The organism is Streptomyces ferrugineus, assembly GCF_015160855.1.
Taxonomy (GTDB): Bacteria; Actinomycetota; Actinomycetes; order Streptomycetales; family Streptomycetaceae; genus Streptomyces; species Streptomyces ferrugineus.
Genome location: NZ_CP063373.1, coordinates 5,678,782 through 5,697,966 on the forward strand (window position 1 = coordinate 5,678,782; position 19,185 = coordinate 5,697,966).

At 72.6% G+C, this 19,185-nt stretch carries 13 protein-coding genes; 9 read left to right on the forward strand and 4 right to left on the reverse strand.

Annotated elements, in window-relative coordinates; translation table 11 throughout:
• Positions 1-37 precede the first annotated feature (37 nt).
• The 4 genes from IM697_RS25650 to IM697_RS25665 are packed head-to-tail and all read left to right on the forward strand — an operon-like array spanning position 38 to position 6,503.
• Entirely contained in the window at positions 38-1,714 is a 1,677-nt protein-coding gene (locus tag IM697_RS25650; protein ID WP_194038460.1) for an NAD(P)/FAD-dependent oxidoreductase, read from the forward strand.
• Positions 1,711-3,150, forward strand: coding sequence for an ATP-binding protein (locus IM697_RS25655; RefSeq protein WP_194038461.1), 1,440 nt, complete (start codon positions 1,711-1,713; stop codon positions 3,148-3,150). Before IM697_RS25650 ends, IM697_RS25655 begins: the two co-directional genes overlap by 4 nt.
• A complete protein-coding gene (locus tag IM697_RS25660) occupies positions 3,147-3,500 on the forward strand; it encodes a UBP-type zinc finger domain-containing protein (protein ID WP_194038462.1) in 354 nt (117 codons plus the stop codon). Before IM697_RS25655 ends, IM697_RS25660 begins: the two co-directional genes overlap by 4 nt.
• Before the next feature lie 60 nt (positions 3,501-3,560).
• Complete coding sequence (locus IM697_RS25665) at positions 3,561-6,503, forward strand: helix-turn-helix transcriptional regulator (protein ID WP_194038463.1); 2,943 nt, start codon at positions 3,561-3,563, stop codon at positions 6,501-6,503.
• Between the two features lie 7 nt (positions 6,504-6,510).
• Here the strand turns inward: IM697_RS25665 and IM697_RS25670 are convergent, their stop codons facing one another.
• The 4 genes from IM697_RS25670 to IM697_RS25685 all read right to left on the reverse strand — a co-directional run bounded on the left by IM697_RS25670 (position 6,511) and on the right by IM697_RS25685 (position 13,157).
• Positions 6,511-7,704 carry an SGNH/GDSL hydrolase family protein gene (locus IM697_RS25670; RefSeq protein ID WP_407699550.1) on the reverse strand — a complete coding sequence of 398 codons (1,194 nt, stop codon included), beginning with the start codon at positions 7,702-7,704 and terminating at the stop codon, positions 6,511-6,513.
• Positions 7,701-10,067 (reverse strand): glycosyl hydrolase family 95 catalytic domain-containing protein, encoded by a 2,367-nt coding sequence (locus tag IM697_RS25675; protein WP_194038464.1) that lies wholly within the window; start codon positions 10,065-10,067, stop codon positions 7,701-7,703. Before IM697_RS25675 ends, IM697_RS25670 begins: the two co-directional genes overlap by 4 nt.
• 62 nt (positions 10,068-10,129) lie before the next feature.
• Positions 10,130-11,947: an alpha-galactosidase D gene (locus IM697_RS25680; protein ID WP_194038465.1), complete on the reverse strand. Its 1,818-nt coding sequence runs from the start codon at positions 11,945-11,947 to the stop codon at positions 10,130-10,132.
• Between the two features lie 31 nt (positions 11,948-11,978).
• Positions 11,979-13,157 carry an ROK family transcriptional regulator gene (locus IM697_RS25685; protein WP_194038466.1) on the reverse strand — a complete coding sequence of 393 codons (1,179 nt, stop codon included), beginning with the start codon at positions 13,155-13,157 and terminating at the stop codon, positions 11,979-11,981.
• 195 nt (positions 13,158-13,352) lie between these two features.
• Here IM697_RS25685 and IM697_RS25690 point away from each other — a divergent pair, with 195 nt between their 5' ends.
• From IM697_RS25690 to IM697_RS25710, 5 genes are all read left to right on the forward strand, one after another.
• Complete coding sequence (locus IM697_RS25690) at positions 13,353-14,567, forward strand: serine hydrolase domain-containing protein (protein WP_194038467.1); 1,215 nt, start codon at positions 13,353-13,355, stop codon at positions 14,565-14,567.
• 79 nt (positions 14,568-14,646) lie between these two features.
• Positions 14,647-16,008 (forward strand): CAP domain-containing protein, encoded by a 1,362-nt coding sequence (locus IM697_RS25695; RefSeq protein WP_194049864.1) that lies wholly within the window; start codon positions 14,647-14,649, stop codon positions 16,006-16,008.
• A gap of 65 nt (positions 16,009-16,073) precedes the next feature.
• Positions 16,074-16,751: an AIM24 family protein gene (locus tag IM697_RS25700; protein ID WP_194038468.1), complete on the forward strand. Its 678-nt coding sequence runs from the start codon at positions 16,074-16,076 to the stop codon at positions 16,749-16,751.
• Positions 16,752-16,956: 205 nt separating this feature from the next.
• The gene (locus tag IM697_RS25705; protein WP_194049865.1) at positions 16,957-18,021 is read left to right on the forward strand and encodes a tetratricopeptide repeat protein; all 1,065 of its coding nucleotides are present in this window, start codon (positions 16,957-16,959) and stop codon (positions 18,019-18,021) included.
• Positions 18,018-19,067, forward strand: a complete 1,050-nt coding sequence (locus IM697_RS25710) for a polyprenyl synthetase family protein (protein ID WP_194038469.1) — start codon at positions 18,018-18,020, stop codon at positions 19,065-19,067. Before IM697_RS25705 ends, IM697_RS25710 begins: the two co-directional genes overlap by 4 nt.
• The last annotated feature ends 118 nt before the right edge of the window (positions 19,068-19,185 follow it).

Consider the following 19,185-nt stretch of genomic DNA (forward strand, 5'->3'; position numbering starts at 1 on the left):
CACCGCGCCGTGGTTCGGAGCCCGGGGTGGGAGACGTATGGCACAGGCCGCCGACGCAGCGCGGACCGTCATCCTGACCGTCGACGACGATCCGGGGGTCTCCCGGGCGGTCGCCCGCGATCTCCGGCGGCGCTACGGCGCGTCGCACCGCATCGTGCGCGCGGAGTCCGGCGAGTCGGCGCTTCAGGCGCTGCGGGAGCTGAAGCTGCGGGGCGACCTGGTGGCCGTGATCCTGGCCGATTACCGCATGCCGCAGATGAACGGCATCGAGTTCCTCGAACAGGCCCTGGACGTGTACCCGGGGGCGCGGCGCGTGCTGCTCACCGCGTACGCGGACACGAACGCGGCGATCGACGCGATCAACGTCGTCGACCTCGACCACTACCTCCTCAAGCCGTGGGACCCGCCCGAGGAGAAGCTCTACCCGGTCCTGGACGACCTGCTGGAGGCGTGGCGGCGCAGCGACTACCGGCCGGTGCCCAGCACCAAGGTGGTCGGGCACCGCTGGTCGGCGCGCTCCTCGGAGGTACGGGAGTTCCTGGCCCGCAACCAGGTGCCGTACCGCTGGTACTCGGCCGAGGAGCCCGAGGGGCAGCGGCTGCTCGCCGCCGCCGGGCAGGACGGGCAGCGGCTGCCGCTGGTGATCACTCCGGAGGGGACGCCGCTCGTGGCGCCCGAGGCACCCGAACTGGCCGCCCAGGTCGGGCTGGCCACGACGCCGACGGCCGACTTCTACGACCTCGTCGTCATCGGCGGCGGACCCGCCGGACTCGGCGCGGCCGTGTACGGGGCGTCGGAGGGGCTGCGGACCGTGCTGGTGGAGCGGTCGGCGACCGGCGGGCAGGCCGGGCAGAGCTCCCGGATCGAGAACTACCTGGGCTTCCCGGACGGCGTGTCGGGCGCCCAGCTCACCGACCGGGCCCGGCGGCAGGCGGCGAAGTTCGACGCCGAGATCCTCACCGCGCGCGAGGTGACGGGGCTGGAGGTCAGCGGCGCCGCCCGGATCGTGCGGTTCTCGGACGGCTCGGCGGTCGCCGCGCACAGTGTGATCCTGGCGACCGGCGTGTCCTACCGGCAGCTGGCGGCGCCCGGCTGCGACGACCTGACCGGCTGCGGCGTGTACTACGGGTCGGCGCTCACGGAGGCGCCCGCGTGCCAGGGCCAGGACGTGTACATCGTCGGCGGCGCCAACTCCGCCGGGCAGGCGGCGATGTATCTGTCCCGGGGCGCCAAGTCGGTGACGCTGCTGGTGCGCGGCGAGTCGCTGTCGGCGTCCATGTCGCACTATCTGGTCCAGCAGATCGACGAGGCGCCGAACATCTCGGTACGCGCCCGGACGGTCGTCGAGTCCGCGCACGGCTCCGGGCACCTGGAGCAGCTCACGCTGCGCGACGTGGACAGCGGGCGGACCGAACTCGTCGACGCCCAGTGGATGTTCGTGTTCATCGGCGCCGCCCCGCTGACCGACTGGCTGGACCAAACGGTGCTGCGGGACGAGCGCGGGTTCATCCTGGCCGGGCCTGACCTGACCGCCGACGGGCGGCCGCCGGCCGGCTGGGAGCTGGACCGGCCGCCGTACCACCTGGAGACCAATGTGCCCGGCGTGTTCGTGGCGGGTGACGCGCGCGCCGAGTCCGCCAAGCGTGTCGCGTCCGCCGTCGGAGAGGGAGCCATGGCCGTGATGCTGGTGCACCGCTATCTGGAGCAGTCATGAGCGGGCAGTCGATGCCGTGCGACGCGCGGGAGATCGGCTCGCTGTTCCTGTTCGAGAAGCTCACCCCCGAGCAGCTCGGCCGGTTGTGCGGCGAGGGGCGGGTGGAGATGTTCGAGCCCGGGCCCGTGTACAGCGAGGGCGACCCCGCGACCTGCTTCTACGTCATGATCGAGGGCACCGTCGTGCTGTCCCGGCGGGTCGGCGGCGACGACGTGGAGGTCAACCGGACGTCCCAGCGCGGGGTGTACTCGGGGGCCTGGCAGGCCTATCTCGGGGACCGGGTGCCGCAGGTCTACAACAGCTCGATGCGGGTCACGGAGCCGACGCGGTTCTTCGTGCTGCCTGCCGCGACCTTCGCGGCCGTGATCCAGGAGTGGTTCCCGATGGCCCTGCACCTGCTGGAGGGCCTCTTCTTCGGCCAGAAGAGCACCCAGTTGGCCATCAACCAGCGCGAACGGCTGCTGGCGCTGGGCTCGCTGTCCGCCGGGCTGACGCACGAGCTCAACAACCCCGCCGCGGCGGCCGTACGGGCGACCGCGACGCTGCGCGAGCGGGTGGGCAAGATGCGGCACAAGCTGGCCGTCATCGCCCAGGGTTCGTACTCCCCCGAGGTCATGGCCAACCTCATCGACATCCAGGAACGCACCGCCGAACGGGTCGCGAAGGCGCCGACGCTGAGCCCGCTGGAGGCCTCCGACCAGGAGGACACGGTCACCGACTGGCTCGACGACCACGGCATCCCGGACGGCTGGCGGATCGCGCCCACCTTCGTGCAGGCCGGCCTCGACGCGGACTGGCTGGACCAGGTCGCGGCGGCGGTGGACGAGGAGATCCTGCCGAACGCGATCGGGTGGCTCAACTACACCGTCGAGACCGAGCTGTTGATGGACGAGATCAACGACTCGACCACACGCGTCTCGCATCTCGTGGACGCCGCCAAGCAGTACTCCCAGCTCGACCGCGCGCCCTTCCAGAACGCCGACGTGCACGAACTCCTCGACAGCACCCTGCTGATGCTCTCGAGCAAGATCGGCCGGCAGATCGAGGTCGTCAAGGAGTACGACCGTACGCTGCCGAAGATCCCGGCGTACCCGGCGGAGCTCAACCAGGTGTGGACGAACCTGATCGACAACGCGGTCTCCGCGATCAACAGCGCGGGCGGAGAGGGGACGTTGACCGTGCGGACGGCGCCGGACCACGACCGGCTGCTGGTGGAGTTCCGCGACACCGGGATCGGCATCCCCGAGGCGGACCGGGGGCGGATCTTCGACCCCTTCTTCACGACCAAGCCCGTGGGCGAGGGCACCGGGCTAGGCCTCGACATCTCCTGGCGGATCGTGGTCAACAAGCACCACGGCACGATCCAGGTGGAGTCCGAGCCGGGCGACACGCGCTTCCAGGTGCTGCTTCCGTTCACCTCCGAGGAGGCTTCATGACCAGCGTCAACGGCATCGATCCCGGCGTGCCGCCGAGTGGCAGCGGGTGCCGGGAGTGCGACGAGGCCGGCGGGTGGTGGTTCCATCTGCGGCGGTGTGCGCAGTGCGGTCATGTGGGGTGCTGCGACAGTTCGCCCGCGAAGCACGCCACCGCCCACTTCCGGGAGACGGGGCATCCGCTGGTGCAGAGCTACGAGCCGGGCGAGGCCTGGTACTGGAACTACGCCACGAGTGAGTTGTTCGAATCGGGGCCCGAGTTGGCGGCACCGTCGAGTCATCCGGCGGATCAGCCCGCGCCGGGGCCCGCGGGACGGGTGCCGGACGACTGGGCGAAGGCATTGCGCGCCTGAGATCCCCGCGTCCCGGAGAAAACCACCGGCACTGTCAGGGGTGAGTGACAGGATGTTGCCGTGTCGCAGGCATCCTTCACCACACCGCTCATCGGGCGGGATCCCGAGTTCACCCGGCTCTCCCGGGTGCTGGAACGCGCCCAGGAAGGGGAGGCCCGGGCGGTTCTGATCGCCGGGGACGCCGGGGTCGGCAAGACCCGGGTGCTCGACGAGGTCGCCGGGAAGGCGTCGGCGGCCGGGATGACCGTGCTGACCGGGCACTGTGTCGACCTCGGCGACGTCGGGCTGCCGTATCTGCCGTTCACCGAGGTCCTCGGGGTGCTCGCCGGTGACGGGCGGTCCGCGGAGGTGCTCGGGGCCCATCCCGTCGTCGGCCGGCTGCTGGGCGGCGGGACGGATGCCGTGAGCGACCGGCTGCGGTTGTTCGAGGGCATCGCGGGGCTGCTGGCCGACCTCTCCGAGATCGCGCCGGTGCTGCTCGTCCTGGAGGATCTGCACTGGGCCGACCAGTCGTCGCGGGATCTGCTGCGGTTCCTGCTCAGCCGCGGGATCCTGCAGCGGACGGCCGCGGGGGCGCCCGCGCGCCGACTGGCCGTGCTGGCGTCGTATCGCGCCGACGATCTGCATCGGCGTCATCCGCTGCGGCCGCTGCTCGCCGAGCTGGTGCGGCTGCCCGCCGTGGAGCGGCTGGAGCTGCGGCCCCTGGCCGATGCCGAGGTGGCGAGGCTGGTGCGGGCCGTGCAGGAGCGGCCGCTGCCGGACGGCACGGTCCGGCGGATCGTCGAGCGGGCCGAGGGCAACGCCTTCTACGCCGAGGAGCTGGTCGCGGCCACGGACACGGAGGCCGGCGGGGTGCCCAGCGGGCTGGCCGACGTTCTGCTGATCCGGTTCGAGCAGCTCTCCGACACCGCGCAGCAGGTGCTGCGCACGGCCGCGGTCGCCGGGCGTCGTGTCGAGCACGAGCTGCTGCGGGGTGCCGTGGGCATCCCGGAGGAGGAGCTGGAGTCGGCGCTGCGCGAGGCCGTCGGGCGGCAGTTGCTCGTGCCCGGCGACGGCGACACGTACGCGTTCCGGCACGCGCTCGCCCGCGAGGCCGTCTACGCCGATCTGCTGCCCGGTGAACGGGCCCGGCTGCACGGGACGTTCGCCCGGCTGCTGGCGGGGCGTGGCCGTCCGGACGAGACGGCGGCCGAGCGCGCCCACCACTACCGCGAGAGCCATGACCTGGCCGAGGCGCTGGCCGCCTCGCTGGAGGCCGCCGGACATGCGCGCGGGTTGGGTGCCCCCGCCGAGGAGCTGCGGCATCTGGAGACCGCCCTGGACCTGTGGTCGTCGGTGGAGCGGTCGGCGCGGCCCTCGGGCGAGGGCCAGGACCGGGTGACGCTGACGCTGCGCGCGTCGGCGGCGGCCGCGCACGCCGGCGAGTCGCACCGCGCGGTCTCCCTCACCCGCTCCGCGCTCGCCGGCGTCGGCCGGGACACGGACACCGAGCTCGCCGCCCGGGTCCGCTACACGCTGGCCGGCAATCTGCTCGACGTGGACAGTCTGACGGCGGCCTACGCCTACAGCAGCGAGGCGCTCGCCCTGATCCCGGCCGAGCCCCCGTCGCGGACCTGGGTGTGGGCGGCGGCCACACACGTCCTCGCGGCACGTCAGGTCGGGGAGAACGAGACCGCGCTGCGGGTCGCCCGTGAGGCCCTGCGCGTCGCCGAGCAGTTGCGGGCGACGGACGCCCGGGCGGACCTGCTGATCTCGCTGGCCGCGCTCGAGGGCGGCGGCCGGCGTACGCCGCAGGGGCGGGAGCGGCTGCGTGAGGCCCGGGAGCTGGCGCGGCGTTCGGGCAACGCGCCGGTGGAGATGCGCGCCCTGTTCAACCTCGCCGTCGGCTGCTTCGAGTCCGGTGAGCTCCAGGAGTGTCTGCCCTGGCTGGCGGAGGGGCTCGAGCGCGCCCGGCGTGCGGGGTTGCTGTCCTCGCCGTATCCGCTGGAGATGCGGTATCTGCAGCAGCTGGTGCTGTACACGCTGGGCCGCTGGGACGAGTGCCTGAGCGCCGCGGCGTCCGACGCCGAGGTGCTGCCCGCGGCGGGCGGTTACACGGCCGGTCCGGCCCTGTACGTGGCGCTCGCGCGCGGTGACTTCCGGGCGGCCGAGCAGGCGCGTGCCCTGCTTCAGGGGCCGTTCGACTGGATGGGCACGCTGGTCGCGGGCATCGCGCTCACCGACGCCGCCGCGCTGCGCGGGGAGGCGGAGGCGGCCGTGGAGCGGATGCGGTCCACCGTCGCGGCGCTCACCGACGACGCGGGGACGCCGCCGGACGCCACTGTGCGGCTCGCCGCCCTCGCCCTGTCCGCGGTCGCCGACCGGGTCGCCGAGCTGCGCCTGGCCGGTGACGAGGCGGGGGCGCGCGGCTGGTCGGACACGGCGACCGAGCTGGTGGAGCGGGCGCGGGCCACGGCCGCGCGCGGGGCGAACGGCACCTCGCAGGGCCCGGAGGGCATGGCGTGGCTGGCCCGCGCGGAGGCGGAGTGGACGCGGGCCGTCGCCGGGCCGGACGCGCCCGCGTGGGCGAAGGCGGTGGCCGCGTTCGACTACGGCGACGACTACGAGCGGGCCCGGTGCCGGCTGCGGCACGCCGAGGCGCTGCTGGCGGCGGGCGACCGGGAGGCCGCGGCCGGCGAGGCCCGGGCCGCCCGGGAGACCGCGGCCCGGCTGGGTGCCACGCCGCTGCTGGAGCGGGTGGACGCCCTGATCCGCCGGGGCCGGCTCGGCGGGAGCACCGCCGACCGGTCCTCCCCGCTGACGGCCCGTGAGCAGGACGTCCTGCGGCTCCTCGCACTCGGCCGCAGCAACCGGCAGATCGGCGAGGAGCTGTACATCAGCGGCAAGACGGCGAGCGTCCATGTCTCCAACATCCTCGCCAAGCTGGGCGCGGCGAGCCGTACGGAGGCGGTGGCGATCGCGTATCGGGAGGGACTGATCAGCCGCGAGGAGACGGTGGGCTGACGCCCTGTCACCCCGTGGTCTCGCAGTCGAGGGCAGTCAGGTCGACGGCGTCGGCCATCGCCTGCATGCCCTTGTCGTTGGGGTGTATGTGGTCGCCGCCGTCGAGGGCGGGAAGCATTCTCGCCCTGTCGTAGGGGCTGCGCAGAACGCGGTCGAAGTCGGTGACGGCGTCGAACTCGCCGCCGGTGCGGATGAACTCGTTGACCTCCTGGCGTACCGCCTCGCCGGCCGGGTCCCATTCGTGCCAGCCCTTGAAGGGGCCGACGGTCGCGCCGACGACGCACTTGCCGGCCGCGTGCGCCCGGTCGATGATCTCGCGGTAGCCCTCGATCAGGTCGTCGGCGGTGACGCCGGTGTGGGCCTTGATGTCGTTCACGCCCTGGAAGAGGAACACGGTCCGCACGCCCGGCTGGGACAGCACATCGCGCTCCAGCCGGTTCAGGGCACTCTGGCCGGGGCCGTCGGCGAGGACCTTGTTCCCCGAGATCCCCTCGTTGGCCACGCCCTTCACGGCGGTGTCGGTCTTCTGCAGACGGCGGGCCAGATAGTCGGGCCAGCGGCGGTTCAGGTCGGAGGTGGACTGCCAGCCGTCGGTGATGGAGTCGCCGAGGGCGACCACCGCTCCGGTGCCCTTGGCGGCGTGCACGGCGACGGCGTCGAGGTAGAACCAGGAGCCGGTCGGGATGGTCCAGGCGGTGCCGCTCTCCTCGGCGGTGTGGTCGCCCTGGGTGGCGTACGACGTCTGCATGGCCATCCAGTGGCCGCTCGCCGGGCCGCCCGCGTCCGGGCTGTGCAGGCTGACGACGAGGTTGGCGGTCGCGGGCAGCCTGCCGGGCAGCGGGTCGCTCCACACGGTGTGGCCCGCCGGCACGGTGACCGAGGGCTTTCCGTCGAACGCCAGCCGCCGGTTGCTGCCCGGTCGCAGTTCGGCGCCCTGCTTCTGGATGCCCGCGTAGACGCTGTCGAAGGTCAGCGGCCGGTCTCCGAAGGCGTTGGACAGACGGATCCGGACGCCGGTGCCGCCGACGCTGGTGTGTACGACGAGCCGGTAGCTGCGGCCCGCGACGCCGTCGGTCATGCGGTCGGCACTGGCCGCCCAGGTGACGACGCCGCCGGCGTCGCCGGTGGCCTCGGCGGGCGCGGACTGGCAGGCGACGACCGTCAGCAGGAGGGCGGCGGAGGGAAGCGCGGCGGCCCTCACCGGGGGAAGTCCCTCAGCGTGACGGAGGCGCCGGGCCGCAACGTGACCGTGCGGGACCCCTCGCCGTACGCGACCGTCGTGGTGCGGCCGCCGACGCTGTGGATCCGGGCCTCGGTCGGCTTGCCGTCGCGCCAGCGCAGGTCGGCCTCGAAGCCGCCCCGTGCGGGCACGCCCCGGACGAAGCCGGTGGTGGCCCAGGCGTCGGGGAGGGCGGGGAGGAGTTCGATGTGTCCGGGCCGGGAGTACAGCAGCATCTCCACCATCGCCGCCGGGGTGCCGAAGTTGGCGTCGATCTGGAAGATGCCCCGGCCGCGTTCCGCCTCGTAGATGTCGAAGAGGTTGGGTGCCGTGCCGTTGCTGCCGTCGGTCGAGGGGCGGAGGTTGTCGACGATGAGCCGGTAGGCGTGGTCCGCGTCCTTCAGGCGGGCCCAGCACAGGCCGCGCCAGGCGTTGGCCCAGCCGAAGTTCTCCATGCCGCGGGCGGTGAGCAGGGCGGTGGCGCCGGCCACGATGTCGGCCGGGGTGGAGCCGTCGGGGCGGATGCGGTCGCCGGGGAACAGGTTGATCAGCGGGGACAGGTGGCGGTGCGTGGTCTCCCCCAGGTTGTCCGGCGACATCCACTCCTGCAGCCAGCCGGTCGTGGGGCTGACCTGCGGCAGGTACAGCTTTCTGCGCAGTGCCGCGATCGTGTCCGCGTAGGCGGTGTCGGTGCGCAGCTCGGCGGCCGCGGTGCAGTAGTTCCCGAACAGTGTCCACACGACTTCCTGAGCATAGGTGATGCCTTTGGCGTCCTGTGGGCCGTGTTCCGGAGACCAGTCGCTGTCGTCGACGAGCACCTCCTTCGAGGTGCCGGGGAGGGTGATGGTGAGCAGCCGCGCCTCCCAGAACTCGCAGGCGCCTTTGAGCAGCGGGTAGATCTTGCTCAGGTATGCGCGCGACCCCGTGTACTCGTAGTGCTCCCACAGGGTGGTGCACAGCCAGGCGTTGCCCGCCGGATGCCACCACCAGCCGCTTCCGCCGTGGGGGTTGGTGGAGAAGGCGACGGCCCAGCCGGCGTTCCTGCCGGAGGAGTTGCGGAAGCGGTTGCGCGGGTCGTTGAACAGGCGGCGGGTGACGTCGGTCCAGGACGGGAGCTGGGCGAGGCAGTAGTCCGCGAAGGCGTCGAAGCACGGGGACAGTCCGGTGCGGTCGGCCATCCAGTAGTTCATCTGGATGTTGACGTCGGTGTGGTAGTCGCCCATCCAGTCCGGGTCGTTGCCGTCCAGCCACAGGCCCTGGAGGGCCACCGGCAGGCTGTCGCGCGAGCCGCAGATCATCAGGTAGCGGCCGAACTGGAGGTATGCCGCCTCCAGTTCGGGGTCGGGTTCCGGATCGCGGCTGCGGGCGTGCAGGCGCTCCCAGGTGTCCAGTGCGCGCTGTGCGTCGGTGGACGTGCCGAGGGAGAGGTCGAGTCGCCCGTACAGGGTGCGGTAGTCGGCGATGTGGGTGCGCCGCAGGGCGTCGGCCGATTCCGCGGCGGCGGCGCGGACCTTCGTACGGGACAGTCGCTCGGGGTCGAGGGAGGGGTCGCGGAAGCCGGCCGCGGCGTCGGGCGCGTAGTTGGTGCCGGCACCGACGATCACGGTGAGGTCCTCGCAGCCGGAGAAGTCGATGCGGGTGCCGTGGACGGTGACCTTGCCGCCGTTGCCGCGGGCCGTGACGGCGGCGCCGTAGCGCAGGCCGTTGGGGAGGGTCGCGCCGAAGGACTCGGCTGCGGTGGGGCTCTCGCCGTGGGTGCCGGTCAGGGTGAGGGTGCCGGTGTAGCGGCCGCCGCCGCTCTGGGTGAAGTGCAGGACGATGACGTCGTCGGGGTGGCTGGCGTACATCTCGCGCCGGTAGGTGACGCCGGAGCGGACGTAGGAGCTGGTGACCAGGCCCCGGGCGAGGTCGAGGGTGCGGCGGTAGCCGTGGACGGCGCCGAGGTCGTGGTCGGGGAGGTCGACGGTGAGCCTGGCGAGCAGTGTGAAGGAGCCGAAGTCGGAGCGGCCGTAGGGGAACTGGCCGTCCTGGTCCAGGGTGTCGTTGAGGCCGCCGGTCCACATGGTGGCGTCGCTGATGAGCAGCAGTTCGCGGCCGGGGTCGTTGCTCACGAGGGCGCCGATGCGGCCGTTGCCGACGGGCAGGCCCTGTTCGATGAGCGAGCCCTCGTCGCCGGGGGCCCGCCACCACAGCCGGTGCCGGGTGGAGCCGGCGGGCAGCGGGCCTTCGGCTGGGCGGGCGGGTGCGGCGGAGGCGGTGAAGGCGGGCAGGGAGGCGAGGGTGGCGGTGAGGCCCGCGGTGGTGGCCAGGGAGAGGACGGATCTTCTGCTCGGGCTGGTGTCCATGTGCGGCTCCGGGTACGTCCGGGTCGGGGCCCGGCGCATGGCCGGGCCCCGACGGAGGGAGGTCAGAGGGACTTCGGTACGTCGATCCGGTCGATGTCCGGTGCGTAGCCGGTCCCGCTGTCGAACGTGATCGTGTTGGCCCCGGCCTTGAGGCTGACCGGCACATGGACGCTGTTGGCGGTGCCCCAGTCCCCGGTGGAGGCGAACTTGTGCGAGGTCGCGCCCCCTGCGTTGGCCGACACGAGCACCGATCGCGCGTCGCCGCTGACGTAGGCCACCTTGATCTGGTAGATGCCGGCCTTGGGCACCACGACGTCGTTCACGGTGACCTTGCCGCCCCCGTAGAGGTTGCCGACCTTGCGTCCGTCGGAGCAGGCGGAGCAGGCGGCGACGGAGGCGTTGCCGCTGAGGGTGTTGGCGGCCGCCTCGGCCTCGTGGGCGGTCCAGACGAGGTCCGTGCCGCGCGGGGTGACGGTGAACAGGCGGGAGCCGTGTGCCGGGAGCGCCTGGGTGATCCGGCCGGAGTGGCTGCCGAGGTTCTCCTTGTTCCACACGTCGCGTACGAACGCCTTGCCCCTGAAACCGAGGGTGGACCAGTTCGCGGTCACCGCGGCGGGCGCGTCGGAGAGGTTGAACAGTGCCACGGTGTAGGTGCCGTCGGGGTTCTTCGCGGCCCACACCTGCTGCGGGTCGGAGGCGGTGACGGGCTCGGCGGGCGGGGCGCTGCTCTGGTTGATCGCGATGACCTCGCGGTCGGTGAGCAGCTTCAGGCCGTAGGAGTCGAGCCGGGTGAGGTCGTCGCCGGTGAACAGCGGGGACTTGGCGATCGCCCACAGGGTGGCGTAGCTCTGCCGTTCGGCCTTGGTGAGGCCGTCCATCTCGCCGTTGCCGACGTTGAGGGAGTCGAGGTCGTTCCAGCCGCCGGGGCCGGCGTGGTCGGTCCAGGCGGGGGCGTCGTCCCAGCGGTCGTCGACCGAGTTCTCCCAGGTGACCAGGGTGTTGCAGTAGCACTCGACGTCGGTGTCGATGCGCCAGCCGTTGGAGTACTTCTTCCAGTCCTCGACGTGCCCGTAGTCCAGGGACCAGGACAGCTCCAGGTGGATCGGGCGGCCGGCCGCCTTGATGGCCTGCTGCCAGGCGGCGACGTCGGCCACGTTGTCGTAGTTGTCGCCGGTCTTGGACGAGCCGGGGCCGACGCCGTCGAGCTTCAGGAAGTCGTAGCCCCAGTCGGCGAACATCCGCGCCTGGGAGTCGATGTACTTCTGTGCGCAGGGATCGGAGAAGTCGATCTTGTAGGCGGAGTCCCAGCCGTTGGTGGTGCGCAGGTCGTCGTGAACGATGTCGGCGGTGGTGCACCCCGGTGCGTTCCAGATCGGCGTCGTGCCGTCGCGGTAGGCGCCCTTCTCCAGGCCGACCGGGAGGTAGATGCCGGCCTTGAGGCCCTTGGCGTGGATGCGGTCGGCGACGGCCTTCATGCCGCTCGGGAAGCGCTCGGGGTCGGCCTTCTGGCGGCCGTACTCGTCGTACCGCTGTGTCCAGGACCAGTCCATCCACCAGCCGGCGTCGATGTTGACGTACTCGTAGCCGTACTTCTTGAGCTTGGCGGCCATGGCGTCGGTCTGCTTGGCGACGTTCGCCTCGGACAGATAGCTGTAGTCGCCCTTCGGGTTGAGGCCCGGGTACTTCGACGACTGCATGGTCCAGCTCGTCCAGCCCATGTAGGGCTTGGCGGCCACCGCGGTGGTGGCCGGGGCGACCGGGGGCGTGGTGGTCTCGGCTTGTGCGGCGGGCACGGCGGCGGTGACACCGGCGGTGAGGGCCAGGACCACCACGGCTCTCAGGGCGCGTGCGGGCAGGACGGAGTACGAGGATGACCGCATGGGTCGTACCTCCTGAGGTCGTTCAGCGGCGCTACCGCTGGTCGTCGGCTCTGATGAAGGACTGGATCGCGGTGGCCGCGGCCCCGCGCGCCCACTCCTCGAAGGGCAGCGGGCGGGTCTGTACGTCGCACTGGGCGGCGGAGCCGAACGCGGCCGCGGCGAAGGCGTCGCGGATCTGTTCGGCGAACAGGTCGTGGGCGGCGAGGCCCTCGCCGGAGATGATCACCCGCTCGGGGCCGAGCAGGTTGGCCACGGTGGCGATGCCCCGGCCGATCGCCTCACCCGCGCGGGCGTAGGCCTCGCGCGCCCCGGTGTTGCCCCGGTGGGCCAGCTCCACGGCCTCGACGGTGTCGGCGACTTCGACGCCGGTGGTCTCGCGGATGCGCCGGACGATCGCGGCGTCCCCCGCGATGGCCTCCACGCAGCCGCGGTTGCCGCAGTGGCAGGGCGGTCCCGCCGGGTCGACGGTCACATGCCCGATCTCCCCGGCCACGCCGTGCGCACCGGCGACCACCCGGCCGTGCACGACCAGGCCGCAGCCGATGCCGGCGCCGACGGTCACCACGGCGAAGTCGGACAGCCCGACGCCGGCGCCGAACCACTGCTCGGCGACGGTGAGGGCGCGGACGTCGTTGTCGACGGTGACCGGCAATCCGGTGGTCGCGGCGGCGAGTTCGGCGAGGGGCACGTCCCGCCACTGAAGGAACGGTGAGTAGCGCACGACTCCGGCGCCGCGGTCCACGTCTCCGGAGACGGCGATGCCGAGTCCGAGGACCGGGACGCCCAGGTCGCCCGCTTCCGCGAGCAGTTCGCCCGCCAGCTCGGCGACCGAGGCCAGTACACCCCTGGGCTCCCGGTCCGGGAGCGGGGCGTGGCGGGCGACGCGGATGCGGCAGCACAGGTCGGTGAGCACGCCGATGATCTCGTCGCCGGTCACCTTGACGCCGATGAACAGCGCCCGTCCACCGTCGACCCGAACCGGGTTGGCCGGTCGGCCGAGCGTGGGACGGGCCGCCTCCTCCACGTCCTCCACCAGATAGCCGGCCTCGATGAGGGGCCGTACCGCCTTGGTGACGGCGGCCGGGGACAGTCCCGCCCGCCGGGCCACCTCCAGACGGGTGAGCGGCCCCTGGCTCAGGACCGTGGTGAAGATCTGCGAGGCGGCCGGCGTGTTCGCCGGGAACGTCTCGGCGCGGTGGATCGAGGACATGCCCGGAACCTAGGGCCCTTATTTTCCGCCGTCAATAAAAGAAGCGGGATTCACCGGAGGACTCCCACCCGGTGATCCCTGGCTGTCCAACTGTGCGTCGTCTGTGGCGATGTGACGGGATGCGAGAAGGTTGCCCGGAACGAGGGTGATCGTTCTCGCAGGTGTACCCCATCGACACAAACGGGAGGAAGCCGGATGGTCTCAGCAGCGGTGGTCAGAGGTACGGCGTTGGCGGCACTGGTGTCGCTCCTGGCGGCGCCCGCACACGCCGTGTCCGCGGAGTCCGGCGCCACGAAGGTCGCCACCAGGGCCGACGCCCTGCCCGCCCCGGACATCGCCGGGGTGTGGGACGTCCTGCGCACGGTTCGCAAGCGGGGAGCGCCCGGCGCGATCGCGCGGATCGACGACGGCGCCAAGACCCACTGGGCCGCCCTGGGGGTCGCCGACCGCAGGACGAAACGGGCCATCAGCAACGCCGACCGGTTCCGCATCGGCAGCGTCACCAAGATCTTCTCGGCCGTGGTCCTGCTGCAACTGGCCGACGAGCGGAAGCTGGACCTGGACGCGCCGGTCAACCGCTATCTGCCGGGGCTGCTGCCCGACAACCGCATCACGGTGCGGCATGTGCTCAGCCACCGCAGCGGACTGTACGACTACACCAACGACATGTTCGCGCGGACGGTCCCCGGCTTCGAGGCGGTCCGCGCCAAGGTCTTCACCTACCGCCAGCTCGTGAACCGGTCCCTGAGCAGGCCGCGCACCACCAAGCCGGGCGGCGCGTACTCCTACTCCAACACCAACTTCGTCGTCGCCGGCATGCTCATCGAGAAGCTGACCGGGCGCTCCGTGCGGACCGAGTACCGCGAGCGGATCATCGAGCCGCTGCACCTGCGCGACACCTTCTACGTCCACCCCCGCACCAAGATCCCCGGCCGGCACGCCCGTGGCTATCTCACCCCGGACACGGCCGGCGCGGCGCTCGTCGACGCCACCGAGCAGACGGTGTCGTGGGCGCAGAGCGCGGGCGCGGTCATCTCCACCACCAAGGACCTCAACACCTTCCTGTCGGCGCTGCTCGGCGGCCGGCTGACCTCGCGGGCCCAGCTCGCCCAGATGCAGCGGTGGGTACCGGCGGGCGGCACACAGTCGTACGGGCTCGGGCTGCGGCGGCGCGAGCTGTCGTGCGGTGTCTCGGTCTACGGCCACACGGGCGCCGTCCAGGGCTACTACACCTACGCGTTCGCGTCCAAGGACGGCAGGCGCAGCCTGGCCGCGCTCGCCAACGCCTCCAACAACGGCACGGTCCTCAACTCGATGGGGGGCGCGCTGGAGTCGGCGTTCTGCGGCAAGAAGGCCAAGCCGCGGCATCGTTCCGAGCACGTCGAGAAGCAGCGGGCCGAGGGTGCCTGACGGGTGGGAACCCGTGAGATCCGGCGGACGTTGTCCGGACATCTCCACCGGATCTCGAACCACCCACCAGGACGGCATGATGAGCGAGTTGGTTCCCGGGGGCAATCTGCCCCTCCCGGGCGGCAGCGTGACCGTCCGGGTGCCCGGCCCCTTCGACGTGTCCGCGCTCATCACCGACGACGGCGGCAAGGTCAAGGGCGACGCCGACTTCGTGTTCTACAACCAGCCGTCCGCGCCGGGCGCCCGCCTCCAGGGCGACACCCTGACCGTCGATCCCCCTCGGCTGCGCGCCGGGGCGACCCGGGTCACGGTCGTCGTCAGCCCCGCCGATCCCGGCACCGCCCTGGGCCGGCTGCCCGCCCCGGTGCTCCAGGTCACCGACCCGGGCGGCCGCCAGCTCGCCCGGTTCGCCCCGCCGCGCCCGCGGCAGGAGACGGTGCTGCTGCTCGCCGAGCTCTACCGGCGCGGCGGCAGCTGGAAGGTGCGGGCGCTCGGGCAGGGCTATGCGGACGGGCTGGCGGGACTCGCGCGCGACTTCGGGGTGGACGTCGTCGAGGACGCGACACCGTCTCCGTCCCGGCGGACACCCGCTCCGCCCATGCCGACCGCACGGCCGGCGATGCACACCCTGTCCGGCTTCACCACCGCGCACTCCCCCTCCCCCGATCCCGACGGCTTCCTCGGCCTGGTCAACTCCGCCCGCACGAGCGCCGGTTCACCGCCGGTCGCCCTCGACGCCCGCCTCGCCTCCGCCGCCCGGGCGCACGCCTCCGCCATGGCCGCGGCGGGCCGGCTCGACGTCGAGGGCCGTGACGGCGTCTCCGTGTACCAGCGCATCAGCGCCGCCGGGTACGCGTATCTCACCGTCGGCGAGCACCTGGTCTCCGGTCCCCGCACACCCGCCGAGTTCGTCGCGTACTGCCTGCGCGACGACCGCCCCCGCCGCACCCTGCACGACCCGGCCTTCACCCACGCCGCGGTGGCGTACGTCAACGGCGGCCGCTCGGGCGACACCTACTGGACGGCGCTGTGGGCCAGGCCGCTCACGCCGGGCGATCTGTCCCGCACCGCGGCCGAGGTCGTCGACCTCACCAACCGCGAGCGGACCCGGGCCGGGCTGCGCCCCTTGGCCGTCGATCCCGCGCTCACCGCCGCCGCTCAGGCGTACAGCGCCGACATGGCGGCCCGGGCCTTCTACTCCCACACCTCGCCCGAGGGGACCCAGCCCTGGGACCGGGCGGCGGCCGCGGGCTCCCGTATGCGCTCGATCGGCGAGAACATCGCGTGCGGTCAGCGCTCCCCCGCCGAGGTCGTGGAGGGCTGGATGAACAGCCCGGGGCACCGCGCCAACATCCTCAAGCGCGACTTCACCCACATAGGCATCGGCTTCGCGGGCGGCGGACCCGCGGGCACGTACTGGACGCAGCTCTTCGGCGCATGAGGTCCCCGGAAGCCCGACACGCCGCGCGCTGGGCGGAACGGATCCGTCCGGGACAGGATGCCCGCATGAAGGGTGACCTCTTTTCCAGCGAGCACATGGTCCAGCCCGCCACGGCGCCGGGCATGACGATCGAGAACGCCAAGTGCGTCAAGTACGCGGTGAACGGCGAGATGCACGCCCGGCAGGGCGCGATGGTCGCCTACCGCGGCAACCTCCAGTTCGAGCGCAAGGGCCAGGGCATGGGCGGCATGCTCAAGCGGGCCGTGACCGGTGAGGGGCTGCCGCTGATGGCGGTGCGCGGGCAGGGCGAGGCCTGGTTCGCGCACGAGGCGCAGAACTGCTTCATCGTCGATGTCGACCCCGGCGACGAGTTCACGGTCAACGGCCGCAACGTCCTGTGTTTCGATGCGTCGCTGTCGTACCGGATAGCGACGGTGAAGGGCGCGGGCATCACCGGCGGCGGCCTGTTCAACAGCGTGTTCACGGGCCAGGGCAGGCTCGGGCTGATCTGCGACGGCAACCCGCTGGTCATCCCGGTCTCGCAGCAGTACCCGGTGTACGTCGACACGGACGCGGTGGTCGGCTGGACCGCCGGGCTGCAGACCTCGCTGCATCGTTCGCAGTCGCTCGGCTCGATGCTGCGCGGCGGTTCCGGGGAGGCCGTGCAGCTGATGCTGCAAGGTCAGGGCTATGTCGTCGTACGGCCGAGCGAGGCGACGCCGCAGAAGCCACAGCAGCACTGAACCGACACCGTGAGGTGATCTGCGCCTCACGAGCAACCCCGTCCGCCCCGCCGACGTCTTGATCGACGACAGGCGAAGCCCTGGCCGCCCGTTTCGGCCAGGGCTGATTTTCAACGCTCTATACACACTATGTATACACAGCGTGTATACGCATCTCGTATACGCGGAGAGTAGACACGGTGTGTATGTCGATCGAAAGGCATCGATGTACGGCAAGGCATTCGCCCCGGAGTACCAGGGCGCCCTGACCACCCTGTCCGTGAACTCGTCGCTCAGCGACGTACTGGCCGCCGGCACCGAGCAGTTGAGAGCGGCCGAGCGGACCGGGCGGCACGGCGAGGCGGCGCGCTCCGGGCTCGCGGTCGCCGAGGCGCACCGCCGGCTGGGGCACGTCGGTGCCGCGGACCGGGCGTGGAAGGCCAGCTACCGCGCCGCCCGGGAGGCCGGCGACACGGGGGCGATGGCCTGGGCGCTGTGGAGCGGCGGCACGCTGGCCCGGCAGCGCGGGGCGTTCCCGCTGGCCCGGCGGCTGCTCCAGCTCGCGGCAGAGTTCGGCGAGCGCGGCGGCGACATCGTCGTACGCGGCTACTCGCTGGCCGGCCTCGCGGAGACCGGCCGCATCCAGGGCGACTACGAGGCAGTCCGCCGGCTGCACGAGCAGTTGCTGGCCGAGGCCCGGCGGCGCGGCGAGGCGCGGCACACGGTGTGGGCGCTGGAGGGCATCGCGCAGATCCATCGCAACACCGGCTCCTACGACACGGCGTACGCCCTGTTCGAGGAGGCGGCCGAGATCGCCGCGCGCGCCGAGGACCGGCGGGGACACGCCTGGGCGCTGCGCGGGCTCGCCGACATCGTGTCGGTGCGCGACGGCGACGTGGAGCGGGCGCTTGCACTGCTGTCCGAGGCGGAGACCACCTGCCGCACGATGAAGCTGTCCAGCGCGCTGGCCTACAACCACAAGATGCGCGGCAACGTCCTCTACCGCGCCGGGCGTTACGCCCAGGCCCGGGAGCTGTACGAGCAGGCGCTCGCGGAGTTCCGTGCGATGAGCGAGCCGCGCGGGGAGGCGCTGTCCCGGCTGGGGCTGGTGAAGTCGCGTGCCCGGCTGGGGCGCGACCGTGCCGAGACGGCCGCCGAACTGGCGGAACTGGCCGGGGTGTTGGAGCGGATCGGGCTGCGGCACGCGCGGGAGATGGTGGCGCGGGCGCAGGAGGAGTTCGGCGCCGACAAGCACGCCGTGGCGGGCGCCGGGGAGGTGGCCGTACGGTGACGGCGCTTCCTTCGGCGCTCCGGGCGCCCTCCCCATCCCACGCGGTGCCGGACGCCCGCCAGGTCCTCGACCGCTGCCGGGCCCTGGTGCGGCCCGCGCTGCGGGAGGCGGTCGGGCGGACGCATCCGTGGGTCGGTGAGATGGCCGCGTACTCCTTCGGCTGGTGCGAGGTGGGCGGTGCGCCGGCCGCCGCGTCCGGCGGAAAGGGCGTACGGCAGGCGCTGGCCGTGCTCGGTGCCGAAGCGACCGGTGCGCCCGGGCGGGTCGCGGTGCCCGGGGTGGTCGCGGTGGAGCTGGTGCACGCCTTCTCGCTGCTGCACGACGACATCATGGACGGCGACGAGGCACGGCGGCGCCGCCCCACGGTGTGGAAGGCGTACGGCACGGGACCCGCCGTCCTCGCGGGGGACGCCCTGTTCGCGCTGGCCGTCGAGACGCTCGCCGCGGCACCCGCGGGGCCCCGGGCCGTGCGGCTGCTGTCCGTGGCGTTGCAGGACCTGGTGCGCGGTCAGGCCGACGACCTGCTGTTCGCCACGCGGCCCTGGAGGGGACCGGAACGGGTGCGGACGGACGAGTACCGGGCGATGGCCGAGCACAAGACGGGCGCCCTGCTGGGCTGCGCCGCCGCGCTGGGCGCCCTGCTCGGCGGTGCGCCGTCCGCGACCGTCGCCGCCCTCGACCGGGCCGGCCGGCATCTGGGCATCGCCTTCCAGGTGGTGGACGATCTGCTGGGCATCTGGGGCGACCCCGCCGTCACCGGCAAGCCGGTCCACGGCGATCTGCGCGAGCGCAAGAAGACCTTCCCGGTGCTGGCCGCGCTCGACTCCCCCGCCGCCGGTCCGCTCGCCGCGCTCCTGGAGTCGGCCGCCGACCCCGGCGAGGTGGCCGCGCTGATCGAGGAGGCGGGCGGTCGCTCGGCCGCGCTCGTGGCGGCCCGGCGTCATGTCGCCGCCGTGACCGCGGCCCTGGCGGACATACCGTTGCGGGAGGGACCCGCCGAGGAGTTGCGGGCGCTGCTGGACTTCCTGCTGCGGCGCGATCTGTGAGAGGGCGCTGCGCCCTACGGCAGTGATCGTCGCGGCTCGGCGAAAACGGGTTGACCGGCGACGCCGCCCGCGTCAGGGTGCCGAACGGTGCGGATCCCACCCCGCGCCGGAAAGGTGA